Genomic DNA, 26,002 nt, shown 5'->3' on the forward strand with positions numbered 1-26,002 from the left:
ACATGAGAATCAAAGTCGACTATCTGGTCTGCGAGGCCAACGCGGTCTGCATGGGACTCGCCCCGGAGGTCTTCGAAGTCGACGACGACGACCAGCTGCACCTGCTGCTGCCTGAGCCGCCGCCGGAGATGATGGACCGCGTCCGGCACGCCGTGCGGTCCTGTCCCAAAGCCGCCCTCTCCCTTGAGGAGAACTAGGAGGACCCCCATGCGTGGTGCGCTTCTGCACGCCGTCGGCGACGACAAGCTCGACATCCGCGATGACTTCGCCCTCGCCCCGATAGGCCCGACGGACGTTCGCGTCAAGGTCAAGGCGACCGGTGTCTGCCACTCCGACCTCTCGGTGATCAGCGGCACGCTGCCCATGCCGCTGCCGGTCATCCCCGGTCACGAGGGCGCGGGTGAGGTCGTGGAGGTCGGCGACCACGTGACCACGGTCGAGCCCGGCGACCACGTCATCATCAACTGGACCCCGGCCTGCGGCAGCTGCGCCAACTGCCTCGTCAACCAGCCGTTCCTGTGCATGACCTACGTCCTGGAGAGCTTCGTCAACGCCCGCTTCCGCTACGACGGCGACACCCCCGCCTTCGGCATGGCCGGATGCGGCACCTGGGCGGAGGAGATCGTCGTGCCCTGGCAGGGCGCGATCAAGGTCGACCCCGAGGTGCCCTACGAGGCGGCGGCGCTGATCGGCTGCAGCATCACCACCGGCGTCGGGGCGGCGCTGAACACCGCCCGGGTGAGGGCCGGCTCGACCGTGGCCGTGGTCGGCAGCGGCGGCATCGGCCTGTCGGTGATCCAGGGCGCCCGGATCTCCGGCGCGACCACGATCCTGGCGATCGACCCGATCGAGTCCAAGCACGAGCTGGCCAAGAAGGTCGGCGCCACCCACGCCGTCACCCCTGACCAGCTCATGGATGCCGTCGGCACGCTGACCGGCGGCAAGGGGTTCGACTACGGCTTCGAGGCCGTCGGCAAGTCCGCCGCGATCATGACCGCCTGGAAGGCGACCCGCCGAGGCGGCGACGTGATCGTGGTGGGGGCGGGCGCGGCGAACGACACCGTCCCGCTGAACGCCTTCAGCCTGCTGTTCGAGGGCAAGAACATCCTCAGCTCGCTGTACGGCGGGTCGGACGTCCGCCGGGACTTCCCGTTCCTCGCCGGTCTCTACAAGGCGGGCAAGCTCGACCTGGAGAGCATGATCAGCGCTCGCATCAAGCTCTCCGATCTCAACGAGGCCGTGGCCGCACTGAGGGGCGGCGAGGTCCTGCGCCAGGTCGTCGTCATGGACTAGCGATTTCCGTACGGCCCGCGTCACCGGCGCGGGCCGTACGGCTTCGGCCTCCTCGCCGGAGGACCGGTCACGCGGTCACCGGCCCGGCCGGCCCTCACTCACGACCGAAGGCGGCGTCGAAGGCGGCGGCCGGGGGTGTGACGGCGTTGAGTTTCCCGATGAAGGCCAGGGCGTCCGGAGCGCCGTCGAGCCGATCCATCCCCGCGTCCTCCCACTCGATGGAGACGGGCCCGTCGTAGCCGATGGAGTTCAGCGCGCGGAAACAGTCTTCCCAGGGCACGTCTCCACGGCCGGTCGAGACGAAGTCCCAGCCTCTGCGCAGGTCGGCCCAGGGCAGGTGGGAGGCGAGCCGGCCGCGCCGCCCGTCGCCGCAGCGGAGCCTGGTGTCCTTGCAGTCGACGTGGTAGATCCGGTCGGCGAAGTCCAGGATGAATCCGACCGGGTCCAGGTCCTGCCAGATCATGTGTGAGGGGTCCCAGTTCAGGCCGAATGCCGGGCGACGGCCGATGGCCTCCAGGGTCCGCACGGTGGTGTGGTAGTCGTAGGCGATCTCACTGGGGTGCACCTCGTGGGCGAAGCGGACTCCGACCTCGTCGAAGACGTCGAGGATCGGGTTCCACCGGTCGGCGAAGTCGGCGTATCCGGCCTCGATCATGGAGGACGGCACCGGCGGGAACATCGCGACGGCATGCCAGATGGACGACCCGGTGAACCCGACGACGGTGTTCACGCCGAGCTTGGCCGCGGCGCGGGCGGTGTCCTTGATCTCCTCGGCCGCACGACGGCGCACCCCTTCCGGATCCCCCGGCCCCCAGATCCGCGCGGGCAGGATCGCCCTGTGCCGTTCGTCGATCGGGTGGTCGCAGACCGCCTGGCCGACCAAGTGGTTGGAGATCGCCCACACCTTCAGGTTGTGCTCGGCGAGCACCTCCAGCTTGCGCTCGGCGTAGGAGTCGTCGGCCAGAGCCTTGTCGACCTCGAAATGGTCGCCCCAGCAGGCGATCTCCAGCCCGTCGTAGCCCCATTCGGCCGCCAACCGGCAGACCTCCTCGAACGGCAGGTCGGCCCACTGCCCGGTGAACAGCGTGATGGGCCGGGTCATGATTCTTCAGTCCGTTTCACGACGCCTCCGGCTTCGGATGTGGTTGAGCAGAAGGTAACCTCCTTCCGCCAAGCCTGTGAAGACCTTTTTCTTTTGCTTCGCAGTCTTTTGCAGACTTCTGCAAAAGGGGGCTGGTGTGAAGGAAGCCGCGACTCGGGGTCCGGGCAATCGAAAAGGGCGCCTCCCACCGGGAGACGCCCTTTACCGCGAGATGCCCAGAGCCCTCTCAGAGCACCGTCAGAGCACCGTCAGAGCATGGCCTTCATGGAGGCCGCCGCCTGCTGGCCCAGGGTGGTCGGGGTCAGGTACGGCTGCTCGGCCATGATCGCCTCCCAGTTGTCCCGGATGTCCTCGACGGTGTGGTCGTCCCGGCTCCAGCCGGGCCCCTCGGCCACGAACACCCGGGCGATCCGGCCGCCGCCGACGCTGAAGACCTCGCCGCTGGTCTCGCAGGACTCGTGTGCCAGGAACGTCACCAGCGCACTGACCCGCTCCGCGGTGAACTTGGTCTCGAACTCGGCCGGGAGCAGCGCCTCGGTCATCCGGGTCCAGGCGATCGGCGCGATCGCGTTGGCCTTGATCCCCGCCCTGGCACCCTCGATGCCGAGCGTCTTGGTCAGGCCGACCAGGCCCATCTTGGCCGTGGAGTAGTTGGCCTGGCCGAAGTTGCCGAACAGCCCGGCGGGCGAGGAGGTGTTGACGATCCGGCCGTATCCCTGCTCCTTGAGGTAGGGGAAAGCCGCGTGGCTGACCAGGAACGAACCGCGCACGTGGACCGCGAGGACCTGGTCGAACTCCTCGACGGTCATCTTGCCGAAGGATTTGTCACGCAGGATGCCCGCATTGTTGACGACGATGTCCAGCCGCCCGAAGGCGTCGATCGCGGCCTGCACGATCGCCTTGGCGCCCTCCGGGGTCGCGACGTTGTCGATGCTGGCGACAGCCTCGCCACCGTTCTTCTTGATCAACTCGACCACCTCGGCGGCCGGGCCGGCGGAGGCGCCGGTGCCGTCCAGTGCCCCGCCCAGGTCGTTGACGACCACCTTGGCGCCGCGCTCGGCCAGCGACAGCGCGTGCGAGCGGCCGAGACCGTGACCGGCGCCGGTGATGACCGCGACCTTGCCGTCGAACCGCAGCTCTGACATCGCACTCTCCCACGAGAACATAGTTCTGTTTTTCAGAACAATAACTTGCCCGACGCCTCGAATGCCATCGTTAATGTCGCCTTAGATGCGCCTGGGCACCAGGAGAAAAACGCCAGGATGCAGAATCGTCGCGGATAGTGATCGAGCGTGTGAATTTCTGCTAAAGTTTTTGCCCCCGCACCGGGCGAGGGTCATAACGACACTCCTCCAAGCACTCCCCCGCCCAAAGACCCGGGCTGGAGGCATCGCATGCCCACATCGCGGCCCTTACGCGTGGTCCAATGGGCCACGGGCGCCGTCGGCCGATACTCACTGCGCAGTTTGATCACTCGGCCCGAGTTCGAACTCGCCGGAGTTCTCGTCTACGACCCCGACAAGGTGGGACAGGACGCGGGAACACTCGTCGGCCTGCCCGAGGTCGGTGTCACCTGCACCGACGACGTCGAGGAGATCTTCGCGCTGGAGGCCGACTGCGTGCTGCACATGCCGCTGCCCGCCTCCTACTTCGGCGGCGACCACGCGACCGACGTGGAGACGATCTGTGCCCTGCTCGCCTCCGGCAAGAACGTCATCACCACGACCGGGTTCGTCTATCCCCCGTGCTACGGGCCGGGCGTGGTCGAACGCCTGGAGGCCGCCTGCCGGGCCGGTAACACATCCCTGCACGGCACGGGTATCAACCCCGGCTTCATCAGCGACATGCTCCCCCTCGCGCTGACCGGGCTGTCCAGCCGGATCGACCACATCTATGTCCGCGAGTCGTCCGACTTCCGGGGCCACCCGTCCCGCCAGATCGTGGTGGACCTGTACGGCTTCACCCGCTCCGCCAAGGACTACGCCGCCGCCGTCCGCCCGTTCCGCGCCTTCCAGCGCTCCTTGTTCGCCGAGAGCGTCCAGCTGGTCGCCGGGCACCTCGGCGTGACCCTCGACGAGGTCGAGGAGAGCGACGAGTTCGAGCTCACCTCCGAGGAGTTCGAGATCGCCGCGGGTCTGGTCAGGGCCGGCACGGTGTGCGCGTCCCGCTGGACGTTCACCGGCCTGGTCCGCGGCCGCCCCTTCATGACCGTGGAGTGCGTTTACAAGGCCGACGCCACCAAGGTCAGCCGCTGGCCCGAGCCCGGCTTCACCGTCCACATCGAGGGTGTCCCCCAGATGATGCTCACCATCGAGGAGATGTCCCACGGTCTGGCCGGCGCCGCCGCCCACGCCGTCAATTCGGTGGCCGGGCTCTGCGCCGCCCCGCCCGGCATCCGTACCGTCCTCGACCTTCCCCTCACCACCGGCTGCGGCACCGCCCGCCTCGCCTGACATCCGTTCCGTCCGGGCTTTTCCGGATATCAAGCACATACCGCCGATTGCCCTATCAATGCCGCTTATACGGATATGCACCACATGGAACCTTGGTCGAGCTTTATCCGTTTACCACTCGCATCAGTAGCTCGATCATGTCTGGGGCACATTGACACCCGTACCACGCGCACTGATTTCCCTCCTGCTCGCCGCTTTCGCCCAGAATTCGTCCCGTATCCGCGTGGAGAACCCCCGAAAGGGTGTCCCCCACGCGGAATCTGGGGTCAGGGGTGAGGGGCGAAGCGGCCGAAACGGCCCTGGTGGTAGAGGAGGGGCCGACCGCCGTTGAGGGTGGTCTCGACGACGAGGCCGACGACGAGGACGTGGTCGCCTATGTCGACGGTGGAGTGGGGAACGCAGATCAGGTGGGCGGAGACCCCGCTCAGGAGCGGGACGCCCAGATGCCCCGGACGCCAGGCGGTGGGGGCGGCGAAGCGGTCGACGCCCTTGCGTGCGAACCGGGAGGCCAGGTCCGCCTGGTCGCTGGCCAGGACGTTCACCGCGAAGTGATCGGCCTGGCGGAGCCAGGGCCAGGTGGTCGAGGTCTGGCCCACGTAGAAGGAGACCAGAGGGGGTTCGAGACTGACCGAGGAGAACGAGGTCGCCGTCAGGCCGACCGGGACTCCTCCTGACTGCGCGGTGATCACGACGACCCCCGACGCGTGGACGGCCAGCGCCTGCCGGAAACGCTCGCTGTCGACGGCCCGGCCGGGCAAGGTCTCGGTCATGACTCCTCGCTCGGGGGTTCGTGGAAGCCCGGGGACTCGTCGGGCATGACCAGGGTGCTACGCCTTACGGCCGTCTCGCTCCGCTCGGTCACTTCTCCTCCTCCGCGGCATGAACCACGCTTATAGTCAGCAACCCATTCATAGCGCCGCCTCTTCCCGATATCACGCAGATGCCCCCTGCCTGAGAGCGGCGGTCACCTGAGACCCGACCCGGCCGGCCCAGCGGCCGAGGGTGGCGTCGAGGTCGCCCGGCTCGGAGATCTCCGACTCCAGCAGCGTCAGGCCCGGCGTGGGAACCGCGGCGCCCAGCTCGACCAGGAGCGGCCGGAAGTGGACCTCCACCGCCAGCGCGTGCCGGGCGTCCCCCATGACCAGCAGCGGAAGTGCGACGGTCGAGGACAGCGCGCCTCCCGGCAACCGGTCGAGGAAGGTCTTCAGCAGGCCGGTGTAGGTGCCCTTGTAGGTCGGGCTCGCCACCACCAGCACGCTCGCCTGGGCGACCAGTTCCAGCCCGGCCTCCACCCCGGCCGACGCTCCCGGCGTGAACAGCAGGGGCGCCAGGGCGGACAGATCGATGACCTCCTGCGGCCCCTCGTACCCGGTTTCCCGGACGATGGCCTCGGTGGCCCGGACGGCCACCTCGTACGTGCGCGACCCGGCTCGCGGGTTGCCCACCAGAGTCACGACGCTCATGAGGCCACCGGCACCTTCTCCTCGAAACGGGAGATCGGGCGGGCCAGACCGTAGTTCTCACGCAGGGTACGGCCCTCGTACTCGGTGCGGAACAGGCCGCGGGCCTGCAACTCGGGCACGACGTGATCGACGAAGTCCGACAGGCCGCCCGGCAGGATCGGCGGCATGATGTTGAAGCCGTCGGCCGCACCGCCGGTGAACCACTCCTGGATCTGGTCGGCGATCTGCTCCGGCGTACCGGCGACCACGCGGTGGCCCCGGCCTCCGGCCAGACGGCTGATCAGCTCCCGCAGGGTCAGCCGCTCGCGCCGGGCGAGATCGGTGACGAGCTTGAACCGGCTCTGCTGGCCCTCGGTCACGCCCGGCAGTTCGGGCAGGGGGGCGTCGAGCGGATGGTCCGACAGGTCCACGCCGAGGATGGTCGACAGCTGCCGCACGCCGTACTCGGGGATGATCAGCTCTTCGAGCTCCCTCTCCAGCTGGAGCGCCTCCCGCTCGGTGGAGCCGATGATCGGCGAGATGCCCGGAAGGATCAGCAGCTCGTCGTCGCGCCTGCCGTACCGGCCGAGGCGCGACTTGAGGTCGGTGTAGAACTCCTGCCCCTCGGCGAGGGTCTGCTGGGCGGTGAACACGGCCTCGGCGAAGCGGGCGGCGAACTCCTTCCCGTCCTCGGAGGATCCGGCCTGAACGAGCAGGGGGTGGCCCTGCGGGGGGCGGGAGGTGTTCAGCGGGCCGCGGACCCGGAAGTGGGGGCCGACGTGGTCGAGGGCGTGGATCTTCTCGGTGTCGGCGTACTCCCCGGCTCGGCGGTCGTTCAGGATCGCATCGTCCTCCCAGCTGTCCCAGAGCTTGGTGACGACCTCCAGGAACTCGGTGGCGCGGGCATAGCGGTCCTTGTGGGCCGGGCGTTCGATGCCGAAGTTGTGCGCCTCGGCCTCGCTCGCGGAGGTGACGATGTTCCAACCGGCCCGGCCGCCGCTGATGTGGTCCAGCGAGGCGAACTTGCGCGCCACGTGGAACGGCTCGTTGTAGGTGGTGGAGACGGTGGCGATCAGGCCGATGTGCTCGGTGACCGTGGCCAGCGCGGCCAGCAGGGTCAGGGGCTCCAGGCCGCCGAGCGCGTTGTGCCTGACGTTGCCCCACAGGGCCAGCCCGTCGGCGAGGAAGACCGAGTCGAGCCTGCCGCGCTCGGCGGTGCGGGCGAGCTGCTGGTAGTGCCGGATGTCGGTGAGCCTTCCGGGCTCGGCGCTCGGGTGCCGCCAGGCGGCCTCATGGTGACCCACTCCCATGAGAAAAGCGTTCAGGTGCAGCTTCCGCGCGGCCATCAGGAGGTCCTCCACGTCGAGAATCGGTGCTCCAGGCGGACGAGGAGCTGGTTGAAGAGCAGTCCGAGTACGGAGATCGTGAGGATCCCGGCGTACATGTCGGGCACCCGGAAGTTGAACTGGGCGTAGTTGATCAGGTAGCCGAGGCCGGCCTTGGCGCCGACCATCTCGGCGGCGACCAGCACGAGGATCGAGTAGGCCCCGGCCAGCCGGACGCCGGTGAAGATCGTGGGAACCGCGGCGGGGAGGATCACCTTCTGGAACAGCCGGATCGGGGGCAGCACCATCGACCGGGCCGACTTGATCAGCAGCGGGTCCACGCTCTTCACGCCCGCGATCGTGTTGAGCAGAATCGGCCACGAGCAGGCGTACAGGATGATCGAGATCTTCGAGGTCTCGCCGAGCCCCAGGATCAGTACGAACACGGGGAACAGGGCGAGCGCCGCGGTGTTGCGGAACAGTTCCAGCACCGGGTTGAGCAGGTCGGCCAGCGGCTTGTACCAGCCGATCAGCAGGCCGAGCGGGATGGCCACGACGATCGCCAGGGCGAACCCGGACAGGGACCTGATCAGGCTGGCCCGGGTGTGGTCGAGCAGCTCACCGGACAGGAGCAGGTCCCACCAGGCCGCGAGGACGCCCGACAGCGGCGTCAGGAAGGTGGGGTCCACCACCCCCAGGCGGGGCAGCGCCTCCCAGAGAGCGGCGAGCACGACCATGGCGACCGTACGCCGGCCCACCGCCGCGACCACGCGCGCCGAGCCGCGCAGCAGGCGGCGTCCCGCGCCGGGGGCGGCCAGAACCCCCCGCGCGGCCTCGGCCACCGCTTCCCGCAGGACGGGAGAGACCGGGGAGACCGGGGAGACCAGCCCCGCTTCCCACAGGACAGGAGAGACCGGGGAGACCGGTTCCGCTTCCCGCAGGACAGGAGAGGCCGGTTCCGGGGGAAGGCTCGGGGAGGGGACGAGCCTGGCGGGCGCGACGGGAGCGCCGGGAGCACCGGTGGCGGGGGCACCGGCGGAGAAGCTAGCCAACGGGAACCGCCTCCTCGGCTCTGGCCGCCGCGACCTCGTCGCGGAGCAGCGTCCACACCTCGTGGCGATATTCACCGAACCGGGCGTCGGCTCGCAGATCGCCTTCGCGGGAGTCGAACTCGACCTCGACGACCCGCTTGATCCGGCCGGGCCGGGACGTCATGACCGCGACCCGCTGGCCGAGATAGACGGCTTCGTCGATGCCGTGGGTGATGAACACGATCGTCTTGCCGGTCTTCTCCCAGATCCGCAGCAGCTCCTCCTGAAGCGACTCCCGGGTCTGCGCGTCCAGCGCGGCGAACGGCTCGTCCATCAGCAGCACCTCCGGGCCCACGACCAGGCTCCGGGCGATGGCCACGCGCTGGCGCATGCCGCCGGAGAGCTCGTGCGGATACCGGTCCTCGAACCCGCGCAGCCCGACCAGGTCCAGGTAGGACCTGGCCCGCTCGGCGCGCTCTCTCTTCGGTACGGCTTTCGCCTCCAGGCCGAACTCGACGTTGGACAGCGCCGTGCGCCAGGGGAACAGCGCGTACTGCTGGAAGACGATCCCCCGGTCCAGGCCGGGCCCGTTGACGGGGGCGCCGTCCAGCAGGATCCGGCCGCTGGTCGGCGCGCTCAGCCCGGCGAGCAGGTCGAGGAGGGTGGATTTGCCGCATCCGCTCGGCCCGACCAGGGTGAGGAACTCCCCGGCCCGCACGTCGAGGTCGAGGTCGTCGAGGGCGACGAACGGCCGGTCCGCGCCGCGAACCCGGAACTCCTTGCCGACCCCCTGGAACTGGATCTTCATCGGGTGCCTCCGAACGGGTTGTAGGCGTTGGTGAAGACGTCCTCGGCCTTGACCTGGCCGGGTTTGATCTCGCCCTCGCGCTCCAGCCACTCGATCCAGGTCTGGAACTCCTTGGCGTCGATCACGCCTCCCTTGTTGGCCACCCCGCTGCTCTTCCAGAACTCGATGGCGGTGGTGTCCTCGTTGCGCCCGCGCTTGGCGATGATCTCCTTCGCCTTGGCGACGACCTCCTCGCGCGAGTGGGTCTGCGTCCACTCGACGGCCTTGGCGAAGGCCTCCACGAACTTCCTGGTGGTGTTCGGGTTCTGCTTGATGAACTTCTCGGTGAGCACGACGCTCCCGGCGGTGAACGGGCCGAACAGGTCGATGTCCTTGAAGAGCGGGTGGATGCCGCCGCGCTGCAACGCCTTGTCGCGGAGGATGCCGCTCAGCGCGGCCACGTCGATCTGGCCCTGGCGGAGCGCCTGCTCGGTGTTGACCGGCGGCACGACGACCAGCTCGACCTGTTTGACCTCCTCCGGGGTCAGGCCACCCCGCTTGAGGTACTCCTTGAGCACGGCTTCCAGGTGGGCTCCGAGGGTGTTGACCCCGATCTTCTTTCCGATCAGGTCGCGCGGACCCTTGATCGGCGAGCCGTCGGGCACGAAGTAGCCGACATAGCTGTCCTTGTCGCTGCCGTAGTAACCGATCACGGCCTTGATCGGGGCCTTGGCGGCGGCCAGCTTGACGATGGCGCCGTTGAACGCGCCGCCGAAGTCGGTCTGGCCGGTCGCGGCGGCCTGGATGTCCTGGGGGCCGGAGATCGTGTTACCGATCCACTTGAGCTTGACGGGACCGAGGTAGCCGAGCTCCTCGGCGAACTCGGGGAAGGTGACGGCGCCGACGCTGCCCTGGTAGCGCAGCTCCAGGGTCTCAAGGCCGCCGGGTTTGGCGGCGGCTTCGGCGCCGCAGGCGGCGAGGGTCGCCACGAGCAGCACGAAGACGGGGACATGTCTGATCTTGATCACGATAGGTGTCCTGAGCGGTGAGAGGGGGACGGTGGAGTCGGTTCGTGATCACGGACATTGGGCGCTGAACACTCGGCAGAAGTCGACATGTGCGCACCGGGTCAGATAGAGGCCCATACCGGAGAAACTACGCAGGACGTCGAGCTAAGTCAATATTTCCTACAGGTTTTACATGAAATGTTCTGGTGAGGCCTCCAGCCAGGCATCGCACCCCAGCTCACGAGCTCATGGGCTCATCGCCTCATCCGGCGAACCAGAGCTCCGGCTCACCGGGGACCCGGCGCAGCCGGCCCCTGGCCTCCAGCCAGACCAGGTGCGCCAGCGTCTCGTTGTTGGCCGCCCGGCGCATGAACGGCGGGATGGTCTCCCACGGGCGCGACCACTTCAGCCGGGTGGCCGTGTCCCAGCAGGTGACCCCGTTCGCGGCGGCGACCGCCGCCTCGATCTCCGCCAGCCGTTCCTCGTGGTGGGCGATCACGTGGTCCACCCGGTCGGCCAGTTCCAGGAACCGGTACTCATGCGCGGGCAGCACCTCGTCCACGTCGAACTTGCCCACCGCCGCCAACGACTCCAGGTAGTCGGCGAGCGGGTTGGGCGCCGACTGCGGATGGACGGCCACGATGGGCGTGATCCTGGGGAGCACGTGGTCGCCGGAGAACAGCAGCCGCCGCTCCTGCTCGACGAAGCACAGGTGCCCGGGAGAGTGCCCGGGGGTCCAGATCGCCCGCAGGTCCCACCCGGGCAGGCCGAGGCGGTCATCGTCTTCGATCAGCCGGTCGGGCGCGGCCATGTTCACGTAGTGCCGGATCATCATCGAAGCCCCGGCCAGCTCGTCCAGCGTGAGATCGGGCACCCCGCATCGCACCAGAAGCCCGCGCTCCCGCGCCACCAGCGCATCGATCCCGGTCTCGTCGTAGCGGCCGTGCAGCAGCCGGGAGTCCGCCGGGTGCAGCCCGATCCAGGCGCCCGAGACCTCGCGGATCCGCCCGGCCAGCCCGTAGTGGTCGGGGTGGATGTGGGTGACGAGGACGGCCTTGACGTCGGTCACCTCGTATCCGGCGATCCCGAGCCCGGCGGCCAGCGCGCCGTACGCCTCGTCGGTGTTCCATCCCGCGTCCACGATCGCCACCCCGCCGGGAAGTTCGAGGGCGTAGACCAGCACGTAACGCAGCGGGTTGACCGGAATCGGTACCGGGATCGACCACAACCCGGGCCGCACCCGTTCCACCTCGGGGAATCCCCCGCTCTTCCACGCTTCGCGCTGTGCCTCGTTCGCCGGTGTCACCATGTCCCCGAACTCCCTTCGTCGCCCCGATTCTGCCCTCTGAACGGAATGATGTTCTACTCAGAACGCCGTATGGCCGGAAATATGCGGCCAGGACATGAAATCTCCGGCAGCGGATGCTTCGCCGGGATGACGGTCCCGGCGACGGCGGCCCGGGCCCGCAGCGGGGGGCAAAGCCCGGCCCGTCCGGCTTTCTCACAGGTGAGCGGCATATGCACGGCTTAAACTGAGATTCGTGATTGAGGACATCTGGGTAGACCCTTCCGTCGTCGCACTCAGGCCGGACTTCGCGGTCCTGGTCATGGGCGTGTACGGCCTGCGCAACGGACCGACGGACGACAGGTCCCGGGCCTGGCTGGCCGAGGCGGCCGACAACGCCGTGACCGTCGAGGACCCGAAGGTCGAGGCGTGGCGAGAGGCCTACCGGACGTTCGGAGCGAAGCCGCAGCGAACCCGTCCGTCGGTGGACGCCCTGGTCAGGCGGATGCCCCTACCGGAGATCAACCTGGTGGTCGACGCCTACAACGCGATCAGCGTCAGGCACGGGCTGCCGATCGGCGGGGAGGACCTGGCCCACTACGAGGGAGTCGCCAGGCTGGTCCGCGCCGAGGGGGACGAGCCGTTCGAGGTCGTCGAGAAGGGCGAGCCCGCGATCGACCATCCCGAGATCGGCGAGGTGATCTGGCGGGACGACAGGGGGGCCACCTGCCGTCGCTGGAACTGGCGGCAGTGCGTGCGGACCCGGATCACCGAGAAGACCACCGACGCACTGTTCCTCCTGGAACGTCTCGCACCCATGTCACTGGAGGAGCTGAGCACGGCCGGAGACGAGCTGGCCGGGTTGCTCAACGAGATCACCCCCGGCATCCGCGTCGAATCCCGGCTCGTGAGCAATGGGTGACCAGGTTCGCACCCCCCAGATACACCCCCGGGGGGTGACCGTTTTGGACTGTCCTGGGAGGATCAGGCGGCGAGCTGCGGCCAGACTGGCGCAGGTCCGAGTCCAGGAGAGTAGCCTTGGACAGGTTCTCCATCATCAACGCCGATCTGCGGAAGAGGGCGATTTCCGCCGTGTCGTCTGAGTCGTCGCGGACAAACCCGCTGGCAGCCTTTGGTCAAAACGAATGGCTTGTCGACGAGCTGTATCAGAAGTATCTCCAGGATCCCGAGTCTGTGGACCGCGCCTGGTGGAACTTCTTCGCTGATTACACCCCTGATTCCGGGCCAGGCAAAGCCGTGGCCCAGGGAGCGGCCCCAACCGCGCCCGCTCCTCCCGTTCCCGCTGCGGCTCCGGCGACCCCGGCCCCCGCACCTACCACCCCCGCGCCGACGGCACAGGCCATCCCGGCGGACAAGCCCAAGCAGGAGACCCCGTTGCCCGCCGGTGCCGAGGAAGTCCGACTCCGTGGCGCCGCCGCCCGTACGGCCTCCAACATGGAGGCCAGCCTCGTGGTTCCGACGGCGACCAGCGTGCGCGCGGTCCCGGCGAAGCTGCTCATCGACAACCGCATCGTGATCAACAACCACCTGTCGCGCGGTCGCGGCGGCAAGGTGTCGTTCACGCACCTGATCGGTTACGCGGTGGTCAAGGCCCTGGCGGCCCTGCCGGAGATGAACCACTCCTACGCGGAGGTCGACGGCAAGCCGGTGCTGGTCAAGCCGGAGCACGTCAACCTCGGCCTGGCCATCGACATCCAGAAGGGCGACACCCGCCAGCTCCTGGTCCCGTCGATCAAGGCGACCGAGACCATGGACTTCCGCCAGTTCTGGGTGGCGTACGAGGACGTCGTGCGCAAGGCCAGGTCGGGCAAGCTCACCGTCGACGACTTCGCCGGCACCACGATCTCGCTGACCAACCCGGGCACGATCGGCACCGTCCACTCGGTGCCGCGCCTGATGCCGGGGCAGGGCACGATCATCGGCGTCGGCGCGATGGAATACCCCGCGGAGTACCAGGGAGCCTCGCCGGATACGCTCTCCCGCCTCGCGGTGAGCAAGGTCATGACGCTCACCAGCACCTATGACCACCGGATCATCCAGGGCGCCCAGTCGGGCGACTTCCTGCGCCAGATCCACCGGCTGCTCCTCGGCGAGGACGGCTTCTACGACGAGATCTTCGAGGCTCTCCGGATCCCCTACGAGCCGGTCCGCTGGGTCCAGGACATCTCGACCACCCACGACGACGACGTGGCCAAGTCGGCCAGGGTCATCGAGCTGATCCACGCCTTCCGGGTCCGCGGTCACCTGATGGCCGACACCGACCCGCTGGAGTACAAGCAGCGCAAGCACCCTGACCTCGACATCAAGTCGCATGGGCTGACCCTGTGGGACCTGGAGCGCGAGTTCGCCACCGGCGGCTTCGGCGGCCGTCCCCTGATGAAGCTGCGCGAGATCCTCGGCGTGCTGCGCGACTCCTACTGCCGCACCATCGGCGTGGAGTACATGCACATCCAGAACCCCGAGGAGCGGGCCTGGATCCAGGCCCGGGTGGAGCGCCCGCACGCCAAGCCCGACCGCGAGGAGCAGCTGCGCATCCTGGGACGGCTCAACACCGCCGAGGCGTTCGAGACGTTCCTGCAGACCAAGTTCGTCGGCCAGAAGCGCTTCTCCCTGGAGGGCGGCGAGTCCCTGATCCCGCTGCTCGACTCGGTGCTCAGCGCCGCCGCCGAGGACGACCTCGACGAGGCCGTGATCGGCATGGCCCACCGCGGCCGCCTCAACGTGCTGGCCAACATCGTGGGCAAGTCCTACGGCCAGATCTTCGGCGAGTTCGAGGGCAACATCGACCCGCGCAGCGCCCACGGCTCCGGTGACGTGAAGTACCACCTGGGCGCCACCGGCGACTTCGTCTCCCCGGACGGCTCCAAGCTCAAGGCCTCGGTCGTGGCCAACCCCTCCCACCTGGAGACGGTCGACCCGGTCCTGGAGGGTGTGGTCCGCGCCAAGCAGGACCTGCTGGAGCGCGGTGAGGAAGGCTTCACCGTCCTGCCCGTGCTCGTCCACGGCGACGCGGCCTTCGCGGGCCAGGGCGTGGTGGCCGAGACCCTGAACCTGTCGCAGCTGCGCGGCTACCGCACCGGCGGCACCGTGCACATCGTGGTCAACAACCAGGTCGGCTTCACGACGAGCCCGGCGAGCTCCCGGTCCAGCGTGTACGCCACCGACGTGGCCCGGATGATCCAGGCTCCGATCTTCCACGTCAACGGCGACGACCCCGAGGCCGTGGTCCGGGTCGGCAAGCTGGCGTTCGAATACCGCCAGGCGTTCCGCAAGGACGTCGTCATCGACCTGATCTGCTACCGGCGCCGGGGCCACAACGAGTCCGACAACCCGAGCTTCACCCAGCCGCTGATGTACGACCTGATCGACGCCAAGCGGTCCACCCGCAAGCTCTACACCGAGGCGCTGATCGGCCGGGGCGACATCACGGTCGAGGAGGCCGAGAGCGCGCTGCGCGACTACCAGGCCAAGCTGGAGAACGCCTTCGCCGAGACCCGCGCCGTGGCCAAGGAGCCGGCCGGCGCGTTCGCCCGCCCGGTCGACATCGAGACCATCCCCTGGTCGCACGAGGACACCCCGACGGGCATCTCCGAGGAGACCGTCAAGCGGATCGTGGACACCCAGCTCAACCTGCCGGAGGGCTTCACGATCCACCCGCGCCTGCTGCCGGTGATCCAGCGCCGCGGCCAGATGGTCGCGGAAGACCGCATCGACTGGGGCATGGGCGAGACCCTCGCCTTCGGCTCGCTGCTGATCGACGGCCACCCGGTCCGCCTGGTCGGCCAGGACTCCCGGCGCGGCACCTTCGTCCAGCGGCACGCGGTGCTGGTCGACCGCGTCACCGGCGAGGAGCACACCCCGCTCAAGACGTTCAACGAGGGCACCACGAAGTTCTACGTCTACGACTCGCTGCTCAGCGAGTACGCCGCGCTCGGCTTCGAGTACGGCTACAGCGTGGAGCGTCCCGACGCCCTGGTCGCCTGGGAGGCCCAGTTCGGCGACTTCGTCAACGGCGCCCAGTCCGTGATCGACGAATACATCACGGCGGGCGAGCAGAAGTGGGGCCAGCGCTCAGGCGTGACCCTGCTGCTGCCGCACGGCTACGAGGGTCAGGGCCCCGACCACTCCTCGGCCCGTATCGAGCGCTTCCTGCAGATGTGCGCCCAGGACAACATGACCGTGGCCCAGCCGACCCTGCCGGCCAACTACTTCCACCTGCTGCGCTGGCAGACGAAGTCGAACCGGCACCGTCCGCTGGTGGTGTTCACGCCCAAGTCGCTGCTGCGGCACAAGGCGGCGACCTCCGCGGTCAGCGAGTTCACCTCGGGTTCGTTCCGGCCGGTGCTGGGCGACACCACGGTGAGCCCGTCCGGGGTCCGCAAGGTCGTGCTCTGCTCCGGCAAGATCTACTACGACCTGGCGGCGGCACGTGACGCGCGGGGCCGGACCGACGTGGCGATCGTCCGCCTGGAGCGGCTCTACCCGTTCCCGGCGAACCCGCTCGCGGCCGAGCTGGGGCGCTACGCCGGCAACGTCGAGCTGGTCTGGGCGCAGGACGAGCCGGTCAACATGGGCCCGTGGCCGTTCCTGACGCTGAAGATGGCCGAGAGCCCCGACGTGTTCGGCGGGCGTCCGATCAAGCGGGTCTCCCGCAAGGCCAACTCCTCTCCGGCGACGGGCTCGCACTCCGCACACGAGGTGGAGCTGCAGCAGATCCTCGAAGAGGTCTTCGGCAGCTAGGCAACTTCCACAAGTCCCCCACAGGAGCCCCTGTGGGGGACTTCCCATTACTACGAGGAGAACGATGTACTTCACCGATCGGGGCATCGAGGAGCTCGTCGAGCGCCGCGGCGAGGAAGAGGTCAACATCGTCTGGCTGGCCGAGCGGCTGCGTGAGTTCGTCGACCTGAACCCCGAGTTCGAGACCCCGGTGGAACGGCTGGCCACCTGGCTGGCCCGGCTGGACGACGAAGACGAATGACCAAAACACGATATATCTTGACCTCCTTGCACAACGCGACATATCGTGTTTGTACAAGGAGGTCACGAACATGCGACAGTGGATCATCGAGAAACCGGAGCAGCTCACCTTCGACGCCGTGAGCAAGCTCAATGTCCGAATCGTGGCGGGCAGACTGGCGGTGCTGGCCAGCGACGGCCCGCCCGCCCTCGAAGTCGCCGACATCGACAGTTCGCCTTTGATCGTCACTCACGAGGACGACGGCACGCTCACCGTCGCCTACAAGGACCTGACCTGGGACGGCGTGCTCGGCTGGCTGCGCGCCAAGCGCCGGGAGACCACGCTGACGCTGACCGTGCCGAAGGACTGCACGATCAACGCGGGGGTGGTCTCCGCCTCGGCCGTCGTCGCCGGCTTCGAGGGCCGCACCTCGGTCAAGAGCGTCGCCGGTGAGATCGTGCTCGACGGGGTGAGCGGCGAGATCCACGCCGACACCGTCTCCGGCGACGTGGAGAGCCGCGGCCTGGTCGGCGATCTGTCGTTCAAGAGCGTCTCGGGTGAGCTGACCGTCGCCGAGGGCACGCCTCGCCGCCTGCGCGCCACCACCGTCTCCGGCCGGATCACCGCCGACCTCCGGCTCCCGCCGACCGGTCACGTGACGTTGAGCAGCGTCTCGGGTGAGATCGTGCTCCGGTTACCGCACGAGGTCGAAGCAGACGTCACCATCCGCTCCACCTCTGGCAGGATCGACACCGCCTTCACCGAGCTCGGCCACTCCAGCCAGCCTGGCATGAAGACGCTGACCGGCCGGATCGGCGGCGGCATGGCGTCCTTGTCGGCGACGACCGTCTCAGCGAACGTCACACTTCTGAAAGGAGAGCAGGCATGAGCCCGGTCTTCGGCCATGGGCGGCTGCGGCTCTATCTTCTCAAGCTTCTCGAGGAGAGCCCCCGTCACGGCTACGAGGTGATCCGGCTGCTTCAGGACCGGTTCCTGGGCGTCTACTCGCCCTCGCCCGGCACGATCTATCCGCGCCTGGCCCGGCTGGAGGAAGAGGGCCTGGTCACCCACGAGGTCGTGGACGGCAAGAAGGTCTTCACCCTCACCGACCAGGGCCGCGAGGAGCTGAACGCCCGCCTCGACGAGCTCGCCGACCTCGAGCAGGAGATCTCCGACTCCGTTCGCGACATCGCCCGCGAGGTCAAGGAGGACGTGCGCGACACGGTCAAGTCGCTGCGCGAGGAGCTCACCCAGATGGCGCGCGATGTGCGCCAGAACGCCAGGCAGGAGCATCGGGAGGCCCAGCGCGAGGCCCGGCAGGAGCATCGGGATGCCAGGCAGGCCCAGCGTGAGGCCTGGCGGGAGCAGAAGGCCGAGTGGCAGCGCCACAAGCGCGAGTGGCAGCGCCAGACCCACGAGTGGACGCACGAATGGAAGCGCATCTGGGCCGAGAGCTTCACCGGCCATGGATCGCGTGACAGCGACGCCCGGCTCGGGCAGATGCTGGCCGAGTTCGTCGAGGAGCTCCGGGGGGATGTGGCGGGCAAACAGGTGACCGAGGAGACCCTGGCCACCGCGCAGGACGCCCTCTACGACGCCGCCCGCCGCATCCGCGACGCACTCCGGTGATCCTCCTGTACGGCCCGCGCCCGCCCCTCCTCCTGCCAGGGCATCTGCCCCGCACGCCCGGGCCGGCCGTACCCGAGGAGTCAGGCGTGCCCGAGGAGTCGGCAGCGCCTGAGAAGTCAGGCGACGCGCATGGCGCGGGCGAGACGTTCCCGGGCCCGGGCGGCCTGCCTGGCGCGATAGGCGATCGGCATATATCTGACCCGCTCCGGCAAATGCGGCATGGTCGCCGCGACCGCCCTGCCGAGACGGCGCAGGCGCACCTCGTCCCGCGCGTTCCACGGCAGCCCCAGCTTCTCGCGCACGGCGGGGGGCAGCGTGCCGACCGTGACGAAGTGGTTGACCCGGCCTGAGGTGAGGCCGAGCGGACGCCACAACCTGCCCAGCGGTGCGGGCAGGATCGGCGGAGGCCCCACGGCGAGCGTGGTGCGCAGCACGTCCTGGGCCGTCGGATGGTTCTCCAGAGTGGTCTCGACCATGTGGTGGAAGTAACGCCAGTAGTCGTCGACGGTGGCGGGGAACATCCGCTCGGGAACCCGCAGGATCCGGCCGAGACGGATGACCTCCTCGTATAGACGCTCCTCCTGCCGCGGGGTGTAGGGCTCGCCGAAATACCTCGACATGGTGACGGCCCGTTCGAAGGCGGTCAGGTGCACCCAGGCGTACGGCTCGGCGCTCAGCGCGTGATATCTCCTGCCCTGCGGGTCGGTCCCACAGATGTCCCTGTGCATCTCCCGTAGGCGCCTGCCCTCGGCGATCGCCTCCGGCCCGCCGTACACCCAGGTCTGCAGCGAGGTGAGCGAGCGGGTGAGCCGTCCCCACGGATCGGTCTTGTAGATCGAGTGCTCGCCGACGGCCGCGCCGACGGCCGGGTGCATGACCTGCATGACGAGGGCTCCGCCGAGCAGGAGCATCAGCCGGTAGTCGCCCATGCCCTCCCAGAGCATGTCTCCGGGGCCGAACGGCTCGGGTTCGGGTCGCGCGGTGGAGTCAGTCATGCCGGGCCTCCCGGGTGATACGTCCTCACTTGCTGTCTACCACCCGAGAGGCCGAAAGTAACTCACTACTTACATGCGCGGCCCGGATCAGCCCTGCACGGTGAAGACGATCTTCCCGAACACGTCTCCCTCGTGCATGGCGGCGAACCCCTCGCGAGCCTCGGACAGCGGGAGCGTCCGGTCGATCACCGGACGGGCGCCGGTCTGCTCCAGGAAGCGGGCGAGCCTGGCCAGCTGGTCGCGGGTTCCCATGGTCGACCCGATCACCGACAACTGCAGGAAGAAGACCCGGTTCAGGTCGGCCGGGGGCACCGCGCCGCTGGTCGCGCCGGAGACCACGATCCGGCCACCGGGACGCAGCGCCTTCAGCGAGTGGTCCCACGTGGCCTGGCCCACGGTCTCCATCACCGCGTCCACCCGTTCGGGCAGCCGGGCGCCGTTCTCGAAGACCTGGTCGGCTCCGAGCTCGAGTGCCCGCGCCCGCTTCTCCTCCGACCGGCTGGTGGCCCAGATCCGGTAACCGCCCGCCCTGCCCAGGGCGATCAGGGCGGTGGCCACGCCGCCTCCGGCGCCCTGGACCAGCACGGTCGAGCCGGGCTCCAGCTCCGCCTTGTCGAACAGCATCCGGTAGGCGGTCAGCCAGGCGGTCGGCAGGCAGGCCGCCTCCTCGAAGCTGAGCGCGGCGGGCTTGGGCACCAGGTTGCGCCGGGGGACGGCCACCCGCTCGGCGAAGGTGCCGTCGTACGTCTCCGACAGCAGGGACCGCCTCGGGTCGAGCGTCTCGTCGGGACCGCTGCCGATCACCGAGTGCACGATGACCTCGTTACCGTCCTCGTCGAGACCGGCGGCGTCGCAGCCGAGCACGATCGGCAGCCGGTCCTGGCGGATGCCCACGCCCTTGAGCGTCCACAGGTCGTGGTGGTTGAGCGCGGCGGCCTTCACCGTGACGGTGGTCCAGCCGTCGGGAACCTTGGGTTCGGGGTGCTCGCCGAGCGTGAGCCCGGTGAGCGGGTTGTCGGAATCGGTCTGTGTGGCGGTTACGGCGAACATGGCCGCACCCTACGCCCCCGCCTTGATCATGATGCCGGCGATTACCCTCTCGACGTGTCCGCGCTCTCCGGAGGCCGCGACATACACCCCGTCCTGGCAGGTCTCGGCGGAGAAACGACGTCTTTGCTCGATCATCGGCAGTTGGATCGTCCTGACGTCGCAGCCCGGCACCGGCACCAGCACCACCAGCGTCTCGCGGGCCCCGCCGAACCACAGCTGCGGTCCCACCTGTTCGCCCTTGAAATCCTGCCCCGGTCTCGCCAGCCGTACGGGAGGCCTGCCCTCCAGCACCAGATAGCCGCTCTTGGTCACCCTGCCGTGCAGGTTCTCGGCCCACAGGAGCCGCTGCTCGTAGGTCATGCCGTTCTTGAGATCGTGCAGGGCGACGTACCAGGGGTCGAAGGCGAACAGCAGCACGTGCCCCTCGGCGGCGCTCGTGGGCTGCCAGAGCGTGACCCGCTCGGACAGCCGCCGGATCATCGGGTTGCCCTGGGAGACCTCGGCGGGCCCGCCCGGCGGCGCGGTCAGCTGCCGGAACAGGCTGAAGTACCCGTCCAGCCAGGCGCCCTGCGCCGGCCGTACGCCCAGCTTGGCCAGGCCCAGCTCGGCCGGGTAGCTGACCTCGGCTTTCGAGCCGTCGGGGAAGACGACGTCCAGGATCTCCCTGCCGTTCTTGTAGCGCGGCTTGGGATGGAGCACGTTGGAGACCGCCGTCACGGTGACCCTCGGCGGCGCGGGCACGGGTTCGGGGAACGGCGCCACCGCGTCGGGCTCCCGGCTGGTCAGCAGGCCGAACACCGGCACGGCCACGAGCGCGGCCAGCACCGCGATCCCGATCCAGCGCCGGGGGCCCCTCGGCGGCTCCGCCTCGATGATGTCGTATCGATCGCCGACCATGTCTCAGGCTGCCTCACGCGGAAGTACGGCTTTCGCCCTATCTTCGAGTTCTCAGGATCTCGGCGCCGATGTCAAGCCGGTCACGGATCAAACCCGCCACATCACCATGTCGCGATATTTACTGATCCGTCGATGGTCAGGCGAACCTCGCTGCCGACGAGCTCACGAGACTCGGCCTCGGCGATCAGGCCGGAATGGCGGATGTGGGCGTGCGCGCGGCCCCCGCCCGGCAGATCGGCGACGAGGACGCCGCGTTCGGCCGATCCGTCCCTGCCGTGCGCGACGGTGTATCCGGCGACGGTCGCGGGTCCCTCATAGGAGGCCACGATCGGCACCGGCTCGGCGAGGTGCACGGGCGAGCCGTCCCCCAGCGTGCCACCCGGCTCGGTGGACCAGATCGCACAGGTGTGCTTGGTCAGGTGCATGCCGACTCCGGTGATCAGGCCGTGGCCGGGCTCCTCCCGCAGGCGCCCGGCCATCGCCGCGGTGGCGTGCAGGACATAGCCGCTGGCCGGACCGCCCGCGTACGGCAGGCCGCCGGTGACCGTCAGCCCCCGGGAGTCGAACGGGTCGAGTCCCATGGCGGCACAGGCCGAACGCAGCGCGATCGCGAAGCAGCTGTAGACGTCCAGCGCGCCGAGGTCGTCGAGACCGACACCCGCCCGCGCGAAAGCCTGCCGCGCCGCGGCCCCGGCGGCCGCGGAGGATCCCAGCTCCGGTCTGGCCGCGACTTCCCACGTGTCCTCGGCGTACGCCCATCCCCGCAGGTAGAGGCGCTTGTCCAAGGGGACGCCGAGCCGGTCGGCGAGCCCGGCGCAGACCAGGATCGCGGCGGCGGCCTGGTCCACCTCCATGACCGCGACGGTCCGCCTGGTGTACGGCCAGCCGACGAACCGGTTGTCCCCCGACGGGGTGACCAGGTCCTGCGGTGTCCGGATCTCCCGGTACCAGGCATGCGGGTTGGCCGCGGCGACCCGGGTCATCGGGGCCATCATGCGGCCACGGCTCCACCGCTCCTCCTCAAGGGACTCCCGGCTCGCCGCTCGCCGGGCGGTCTCCATGATCGCGCATGTGTGAACGGGCAGGAACAGCTCATGGGCCAGCTCGGCCGGGTGCGGGGGGCGCTCCCAGCCGTAGGGCGGCTTGGGACTGGCCGGATGACTCCAGGCCACCCGCTCTCCCGCCTTGCGGAAAGTCCTGCGCGTGGCCAGCGCCTCCGCCCCGGCGATCAACGCGGCGTCCATCTCCCCCGCGGCGATCCGACCGGCCGCCTCGCCGAGAAGGAGCTGCGGGGCCGTTCCGCTTACCCTGGAGTAGGCCCGGTGCCGGGGTTCGGCCTTGAGCCGCTCGGCGAGCCTGGCCACAGGGTCGTCATACTGCCAGGACTCGGTGTAGACGATCTGGATCGAATCGAGGCTCTCCAGCACGCCGGGCACCCCGGCGTCGGCGGCGGCCTCGCGGGCGACCAGCTCCCACAGGTCCAGCGGTTCCGGCCCGGGCTGGTCGCGAACCGTGTGCTGGGCGACACCGACGAGGCAGGGAGTGCGAGGGTCCACGCTCATGCGCACATCCAACCAGAACATCATTCGGTTTAATAGCCGCAGGTTGCCCGAATTGCCAGAGAAACCATTGATGGGCACTGCTACCGATATTGTTAGCGATATCGACACATCGTCGCACAGTGGCGATGAGCTGCGGAAATGCCCATCCGCAAATTCACGACAAATGGGCATTTGAATAACAAGAAAGCGCTGGGATGGAGCCACATGACAAGAGGCCCGGCCTTTTCAGGCCGGGCCTCTTCGCGTTCCGGGCTCTGGAGCCCCGGGCGATCGGGAGGTTCTAGAACGTGAAGACCGGGCCGGTCGCGCCACGGAGCGAGCAGGCATTGCCGAAGGTCCGCTCGTACCTGATGAGCCGGCCCTGCCAGACACCGGTCGCGGTCACGGTGATCGGGTCGTACTGCATCGTGCAGGCCAGGCCGGGCGGCGGCCTGAGCGCGGCGGGGTCACCGTTCACCGACAGCAGCGCCCTGCACGCGTCGGGCGCGCCGGGGTGCGTGCCGCGTGTCGGCTCGCATCCGAGCAGGGCGTACCGCTCGGCGGGCACCGCGTTCTCCCCCGCCGCGAGGCTCAGCACCAGCACCTTCATGTCCCTCTGGGCGGGAGGCTTGAGCGCGGCCTGCTGGGCGGGGGCGGAGTCGGAGTCGGGCTCCGGCGTGGGCGACTCGATCCGGATGGTCCTCCAGCCGTCCTTGCCGCCCTTGCCGTCCTTGTGTCGGTTCATCCTGTGCTGGATCTGCCTGTGCCGGGAATCCCTGAAGTCCCTGTTCCGGTGAGCCCCCGGCGGGCCCGGCTTCGCCTCGGCCGACCGCGGCGGGCTCGGCTTGGCTGCGAGGTCGAGTTCGTAGGACCGCGGCATGGCGCCGGCAGCGGTCGTGCCCGAGAGAAGGAAGAGCCCGGTGGCGGCCAGGCAGAAAAGACGTCGCATGAAATCCCCCGATGAACACGCATTGTAGATACGGGTCGGAAGTGATGGTTTTGACCCTGATCGGGGGGTTGTTAATTTGGGCCCTGAACTGCGGAAATGCTATACCGGCCCCCGGCGGACTGTCCCGCAGCGACTCACCCCGAATCATCGGTCATAGGACGCACGCGGACCGGCCCGGAACACGTCGTCAACTGAGGGCACGGACCAGGTCAACCGGCGGCCGGCGTGCGGTGAGCGCGCGCCCCGGACACCGCCCGCGCCGGGCGCTCACCGGGCCGGCCCCACCGCCCCTTACAGCACCGGCGTTTCCACAGGTCAACACTCCCGTACGGCCAGCACCCCAAACCTGATCAACTCAAGGGGATTCAGACGTAGCTCGCCGATCTTCGGTTCCCTAAATTTGGTAACGAAACCATATCGGTCCACCATGCTGTCCGATTTACACCTCTTTAAACCTTCTTTAACCAGTACGGTCTCGTCTTGTCTCTTTACGTATGCATGAGTCATCCCGAGTGGCTTGTGACAAAGAAGGAGCTAGATTGAACTCCCGAGTCAAGCGCCTGGCCCTCCCCCTCGGCGGTGCCCTGGTGGCCACCTCCATGATCGGCGCCTCCCTCTCGACCGCCGCCCAGGCCGCCCCCAAGCCCGACATCGAGTCGGCGCCCCTCACTCCCTCCGGGAACGCCAAGGCCATCGCGGGCTACTGGACCGCCTCCAAGCTGAGGTCGGCGAAGTCCTTCGTCGCCGACTCCACCGTCTCGGCCAAGCTGTCCAAGGCCGGCGCCACCAAGGCCGCCGCCGACGGCAAGCCGAACTCCGTCGCCCCGATCGGCGAGGAGGGCAAGTCCGCCGGTCGCTCGAAGAACCTGAACCTGCCCATCACCGTCGGCAAGGTCTTCTTCGTCGACGACAAGGGCCAGGAGCGCTGGTGCTCCGGCACCTCGGTGCAGTCGAAGTACCGCAACCTGGTCGCCACGGCCGGCCACTGCGTCTACGACACCGACACGAACAAGCCGTACGACAACTTCGTGTTCATCCCCGGCTACTACCAGGGCAAGGCCCCCTGGGGCATCTACGTGGGCGCGAAGGTCAACAGCCACGACGACTTCACCGTCTTCGAGGACTACGACTACGACTACGCCTTCGTCAACGTCTACAACGGCATCAAGCAGCAGCCCGAGCGGGAAGTCGACTACAAGACCTACAAGGCTCACGTCGACAAGGGCGGTGTGGGCCGCGAGGACGCCAAGCCGGTCGACTTCGAGACCTACGACCGGTGGACCCAGAAGGGCGGCCTCGGCAAGGTCGAGAACGTCTCCTCCGAGGACGAGGTCGGCCCGCAGTACAAGGGCGCCGTCGCCGTCGCCACCGAGGCCGACAAGTGGACCTGGGAGAAGGTCGACGGCGACGTCTACGGCCTGAAGGACGACAAGGTCACCCGCGACGGCAAGCCGCTGGCTCAGGACGACTGGCCCAAGAGCGGCTCCAAGCTGGAGAGCCGCGTCGAGAACGTCACCAAGTCCGAGTACGACGACTACAAGGGCCCGGGTTACCGGAAGCTCGACTCCAAGGGCAACTACACCATCACGCACTACTACGTGGTGAAGTACATCAAGAAGACCGCGTCGGTGAAGTACGTGATCTTCCGGTACTACATCACCACCGTGGCCGACGCCGGTCGCCTCGGCGACAACGTCGGCGGCCAGGGCTTCGCCTGGAACCAGACGCTCGGCAAGAAGGTCTTCACCTTCGGCTACCCGACACTGCCTCATCTGGACGGCGACAAGCCGTACTCCGGGCACACCATGAAGTGGTGCTACGGCAAGACGGGCGCCGCGCCCGTCGTGTCGGCGTACAAGGCCGAGGAGCAGCAGGCGATCAAGTGCGCCTTCACCCCGGGCGCCAGCGGCGGCCCCTTCCTGCTGCAGTACAAGAACAGCAGGCGGACCGGCTACCTCAACGGCGTCGTGAGCCTGACGGTCGACAGTGACAAGAACGGCCGCTACGACCGGGTCACCACCCCGTACTTCAACGGTGAGACCTACGGCATCTACAAGTTCGCCGCCAACCTCTGGACCGGGAAGCTCCCTTCCTAGGGTGAGGTTGTCATGATGTAGAAGGGCCCGGACGGCGCCGGGCCCTTCCCTCCTTGACAGGGCGCTTATGCCCCTGAAGGCATGCTGACCAGGGAACGGAGCAGGAACAGATTGGTAAAGCGAACTAACCAAAACTAAG

23 protein-coding genes are annotated in these 26,002 nt (G+C 68.4%); 9 read left to right on the plus strand and 14 right to left on the minus strand.

The window, feature by feature from the left end:
- The first annotated feature begins 2 nt into the window (after positions 1 to 2).
- Positions 3 to 197, plus strand: coding sequence for a ferredoxin (locus tag ACFY2X_RS41080; RefSeq protein WP_389948822.1), 195 nt, complete (start codon positions 3 to 5; stop codon positions 195 to 197).
- 10 nt (positions 198 to 207) lie between these two features.
- Positions 208 to 1,293 (plus strand): alcohol dehydrogenase catalytic domain-containing protein, encoded by a 1,086-nt coding sequence (locus ACFY2X_RS41085; protein WP_389948824.1) that lies wholly within the window; start codon positions 208 to 210, stop codon positions 1,291 to 1,293.
- 94 nt (positions 1,294 to 1,387) lie between these two features.
- Here ACFY2X_RS41085 and ACFY2X_RS41090 read toward each other — a convergent pair whose 3' ends face one another.
- Both ACFY2X_RS41090 and ACFY2X_RS41095 read right to left on the minus strand, forming a co-directional pair.
- Positions 1,388 to 2,395, minus strand: a complete 1,008-nt coding sequence (locus tag ACFY2X_RS41090) for a sugar phosphate isomerase/epimerase family protein (protein ID WP_389948827.1) — start codon at positions 2,393 to 2,395, stop codon at positions 1,388 to 1,390.
- A gap of 248 nt (positions 2,396 to 2,643) precedes the next feature.
- Complete coding sequence (locus ACFY2X_RS41095; protein WP_389948830.1) at positions 2,644 to 3,540, minus strand: SDR family oxidoreductase; 897 nt, start codon at positions 3,538 to 3,540, stop codon at positions 2,644 to 2,646.
- A gap of 249 nt (positions 3,541 to 3,789) precedes the next feature.
- Here ACFY2X_RS41095 and ACFY2X_RS41100 point away from each other — a divergent pair, with 249 nt between their 5' ends.
- On the plus strand, positions 3,790 to 4,848 hold the full coding sequence (locus ACFY2X_RS41100) for a dihydrodipicolinate reductase (protein WP_389948833.1): 1,059 nt from the start codon (positions 3,790 to 3,792) through the stop codon (positions 4,846 to 4,848).
- 266 nt (positions 4,849 to 5,114) lie between these two features.
- Here ACFY2X_RS41100 and ACFY2X_RS41105 read toward each other — a convergent pair whose 3' ends face one another.
- The 7 genes from ACFY2X_RS41105 to ACFY2X_RS41135 all read right to left on the minus strand — a co-directional run bounded on the left by ACFY2X_RS41105 (position 5,115) and on the right by ACFY2X_RS41135 (position 11,749).
- Entirely contained in the window at positions 5,115 to 5,618 is a 504-nt protein-coding gene (locus ACFY2X_RS41105; RefSeq protein ID WP_389948836.1) for a flavin reductase family protein, read from the minus strand.
- A 162-nt stretch (positions 5,619 to 5,780) separates the two neighbouring features.
- Positions 5,781 to 6,311, minus strand: coding sequence for an NADPH-dependent FMN reductase (locus tag ACFY2X_RS41110; protein ID WP_389948838.1), 531 nt, complete (start codon positions 6,309 to 6,311; stop codon positions 5,781 to 5,783).
- A complete protein-coding gene (locus ACFY2X_RS41115) occupies positions 6,308 to 7,636 on the minus strand; it encodes an LLM class flavin-dependent oxidoreductase (RefSeq protein ID WP_389948841.1) in 1,329 nt (442 codons plus the stop codon). The genes ACFY2X_RS41110 and ACFY2X_RS41115 overlap by 4 nt, the downstream gene beginning before the upstream one ends.
- Complete coding sequence (locus tag ACFY2X_RS41120; RefSeq protein ID WP_389948844.1) at positions 7,636 to 8,667, minus strand: ABC transporter permease; 1,032 nt, start codon at positions 8,665 to 8,667, stop codon at positions 7,636 to 7,638. Before ACFY2X_RS41120 ends, ACFY2X_RS41115 begins: the two co-directional genes overlap by 1 nt.
- Positions 8,660 to 9,454: an ABC transporter ATP-binding protein gene (locus ACFY2X_RS41125; RefSeq protein WP_389948848.1), complete on the minus strand. Its 795-nt coding sequence runs from the start codon at positions 9,452 to 9,454 to the stop codon at positions 8,660 to 8,662. Before ACFY2X_RS41125 ends, ACFY2X_RS41120 begins: the two co-directional genes overlap by 8 nt.
- Positions 9,451 to 10,461, minus strand: coding sequence for an ABC transporter substrate-binding protein (locus ACFY2X_RS41130; RefSeq protein WP_389948851.1), 1,011 nt, complete (start codon positions 10,459 to 10,461; stop codon positions 9,451 to 9,453). The genes ACFY2X_RS41125 and ACFY2X_RS41130 overlap by 4 nt, the downstream gene beginning before the upstream one ends.
- 241 nt (positions 10,462 to 10,702) lie before the next feature.
- Positions 10,703 to 11,749: an MBL fold metallo-hydrolase gene (locus ACFY2X_RS41135; protein ID WP_389948854.1), complete on the minus strand. Its 1,047-nt coding sequence runs from the start codon at positions 11,747 to 11,749 to the stop codon at positions 10,703 to 10,705.
- A gap of 232 nt (positions 11,750 to 11,981) precedes the next feature.
- On the opposite strand from ACFY2X_RS41135, the gene ACFY2X_RS41140 reads away from it, so the two are divergent.
- From ACFY2X_RS41140 to ACFY2X_RS41160, 5 genes are all read left to right on the plus strand, one after another.
- Positions 11,982 to 12,647 carry a B3/4 domain-containing protein gene (locus ACFY2X_RS41140; protein WP_389948857.1) on the plus strand — a complete coding sequence of 222 codons (666 nt, stop codon included), beginning with the start codon at positions 11,982 to 11,984 and terminating at the stop codon, positions 12,645 to 12,647.
- A gap of 170 nt (positions 12,648 to 12,817) precedes the next feature.
- The gene (locus ACFY2X_RS41145; RefSeq protein WP_389948991.1) at positions 12,818 to 16,486 is read left to right on the plus strand and encodes a multifunctional oxoglutarate decarboxylase/oxoglutarate dehydrogenase thiamine pyrophosphate-binding subunit/dihydrolipoyllysine-residue succinyltransferase subunit; all 3,669 of its coding nucleotides are present in this window, start codon (positions 12,818 to 12,820) and stop codon (positions 16,484 to 16,486) included.
- Positions 16,487 to 16,550: 64 nt separating this feature from the next.
- On the plus strand, positions 16,551 to 16,727 hold the full coding sequence (locus ACFY2X_RS41150; RefSeq protein WP_306864470.1) for a DUF6104 family protein: 177 nt from the start codon (positions 16,551 to 16,553) through the stop codon (positions 16,725 to 16,727).
- Between the two features lie 70 nt (positions 16,728 to 16,797).
- Complete coding sequence (locus ACFY2X_RS41155) at positions 16,798 to 17,595, plus strand: DUF4097 domain-containing protein (RefSeq protein ID WP_389948859.1); 798 nt, start codon at positions 16,798 to 16,800, stop codon at positions 17,593 to 17,595.
- The gene (locus ACFY2X_RS41160) at positions 17,592 to 18,335 is read left to right on the plus strand and encodes a helix-turn-helix transcriptional regulator (protein ID WP_389948862.1); all 744 of its coding nucleotides are present in this window, start codon (positions 17,592 to 17,594) and stop codon (positions 18,333 to 18,335) included. Before ACFY2X_RS41155 ends, ACFY2X_RS41160 begins: the two co-directional genes overlap by 4 nt.
- Positions 18,336 to 18,451: 116 nt before the next feature.
- Here ACFY2X_RS41160 and ACFY2X_RS41165 read toward each other — a convergent pair whose 3' ends face one another.
- The 5 genes from ACFY2X_RS41165 to ACFY2X_RS41185 all read right to left on the minus strand — a co-directional run bounded on the left by ACFY2X_RS41165 (position 18,452) and on the right by ACFY2X_RS41185 (position 23,767).
- Complete coding sequence (locus ACFY2X_RS41165; RefSeq protein ID WP_389948865.1) at positions 18,452 to 19,330, minus strand: oxygenase MpaB family protein; 879 nt, start codon at positions 19,328 to 19,330, stop codon at positions 18,452 to 18,454.
- Positions 19,331 to 19,417: 87 nt separating this feature from the next.
- Positions 19,418 to 20,380 (minus strand): zinc-binding dehydrogenase, encoded by a 963-nt coding sequence (locus ACFY2X_RS41170; protein ID WP_389948867.1) that lies wholly within the window; start codon positions 20,378 to 20,380, stop codon positions 19,418 to 19,420.
- A 9-nt stretch (positions 20,381 to 20,389) separates the two neighbouring features.
- Positions 20,390 to 21,277 (minus strand): hypothetical protein, encoded by an 888-nt coding sequence (locus tag ACFY2X_RS41175; protein WP_389948870.1) that lies wholly within the window; start codon positions 21,275 to 21,277, stop codon positions 20,390 to 20,392.
- Between the two features lie 101 nt (positions 21,278 to 21,378).
- Positions 21,379 to 22,839, minus strand: coding sequence for an acetyl-CoA acetyltransferase (locus ACFY2X_RS41180; RefSeq protein ID WP_389948873.1), 1,461 nt, complete (start codon positions 22,837 to 22,839; stop codon positions 21,379 to 21,381).
- Positions 22,840 to 23,119: 280 nt separating this feature from the next.
- A complete protein-coding gene (locus ACFY2X_RS41185) occupies positions 23,120 to 23,767 on the minus strand; it encodes an SSI family serine proteinase inhibitor (protein WP_389948876.1) in 648 nt (215 codons plus the stop codon).
- 539 nt (positions 23,768 to 24,306) lie between these two features.
- Here ACFY2X_RS41185 and ACFY2X_RS41190 point away from each other — a divergent pair.
- Positions 24,307 to 25,863: a hypothetical protein gene (locus ACFY2X_RS41190; RefSeq protein ID WP_389948879.1), complete on the plus strand. Its 1,557-nt coding sequence runs from the start codon at positions 24,307 to 24,309 to the stop codon at positions 25,861 to 25,863.
- Positions 25,864 to 26,002: the final 139 nt, after the last annotated feature.

The organism is Streptosporangium sp. NPDC000396 (assembly GCF_042898655.1).
GTDB lineage: Bacteria > Actinomycetota > Actinomycetes > Streptosporangiales > Streptosporangiaceae > Streptosporangium.

Coding starts and splice junctions, on each gene's coding strand:
- ACFY2X_RS41080 (WP_389948822.1), top strand. CDS start 3: ATGAGAATCAAAGTCGACTATCTGGTCTGCGAGGCCAACGCGGTCTGC.
- ACFY2X_RS41085 (WP_389948824.1), top strand. CDS start 208: ATGCGTGGTGCGCTTCTGCACGCCGTCGGCGACGACAAGCTCGACATC.
- ACFY2X_RS41090 (WP_389948827.1), bottom strand. CDS start 2,395: ATGACCCGGCCCATCACGCTGTTCACCGGGCAGTGGGCCGACCTGCCG.
- ACFY2X_RS41095 (WP_389948830.1), bottom strand. CDS start 3,540: ATGTCAGAGCTGCGGTTCGACGGCAAGGTCGCGGTCATCACCGGCGCC.
- ACFY2X_RS41100 (WP_389948833.1), top strand. CDS start 3,790: ATGCCCACATCGCGGCCCTTACGCGTGGTCCAATGGGCCACGGGCGCC.
- ACFY2X_RS41105 (WP_389948836.1), bottom strand. CDS start 5,618: ATGACCGAGACCTTGCCCGGCCGGGCCGTCGACAGCGAGCGTTTCCGG.
- ACFY2X_RS41110 (WP_389948838.1), bottom strand. CDS start 6,311: ATGAGCGTCGTGACTCTGGTGGGCAACCCGCGAGCCGGGTCGCGCACG.
- ACFY2X_RS41115 (WP_389948841.1), bottom strand. CDS start 7,636: ATGGCCGCGCGGAAGCTGCACCTGAACGCTTTTCTCATGGGAGTGGGT.
- ACFY2X_RS41125 (WP_389948848.1), bottom strand. CDS start 9,454: ATGAAGATCCAGTTCCAGGGGGTCGGCAAGGAGTTCCGGGTTCGCGGC.
- ACFY2X_RS41135 (WP_389948854.1), bottom strand. CDS start 11,749: ATGGTGACACCGGCGAACGAGGCACAGCGCGAAGCGTGGAAGAGCGGG.
- ACFY2X_RS41150 (WP_306864470.1), top strand. CDS start 16,551: ATGTACTTCACCGATCGGGGCATCGAGGAGCTCGTCGAGCGCCGCGGC.
- ACFY2X_RS41155 (WP_389948859.1), top strand. CDS start 16,798: ATGCGACAGTGGATCATCGAGAAACCGGAGCAGCTCACCTTCGACGCC.
- ACFY2X_RS41160 (WP_389948862.1), top strand. CDS start 17,592: ATGAGCCCGGTCTTCGGCCATGGGCGGCTGCGGCTCTATCTTCTCAAG.
- ACFY2X_RS41165 (WP_389948865.1), bottom strand. CDS start 19,330: ATGACTGACTCCACCGCGCGACCCGAACCCGAGCCGTTCGGCCCCGGA.
- ACFY2X_RS41170 (WP_389948867.1), bottom strand. CDS start 20,380: ATGTTCGCCGTAACCGCCACACAGACCGATTCCGACAACCCGCTCACC.
- ACFY2X_RS41175 (WP_389948870.1), bottom strand. CDS start 21,277: ATGGTCGGCGATCGATACGACATCATCGAGGCGGAGCCGCCGAGGGGC.
- ACFY2X_RS41180 (WP_389948873.1), bottom strand. CDS start 22,839: ATGAGCGTGGACCCTCGCACTCCCTGCCTCGTCGGTGTCGCCCAGCAC.
- ACFY2X_RS41185 (WP_389948876.1), bottom strand. CDS start 23,767: ATGCGACGTCTTTTCTGCCTGGCCGCCACCGGGCTCTTCCTTCTCTCG.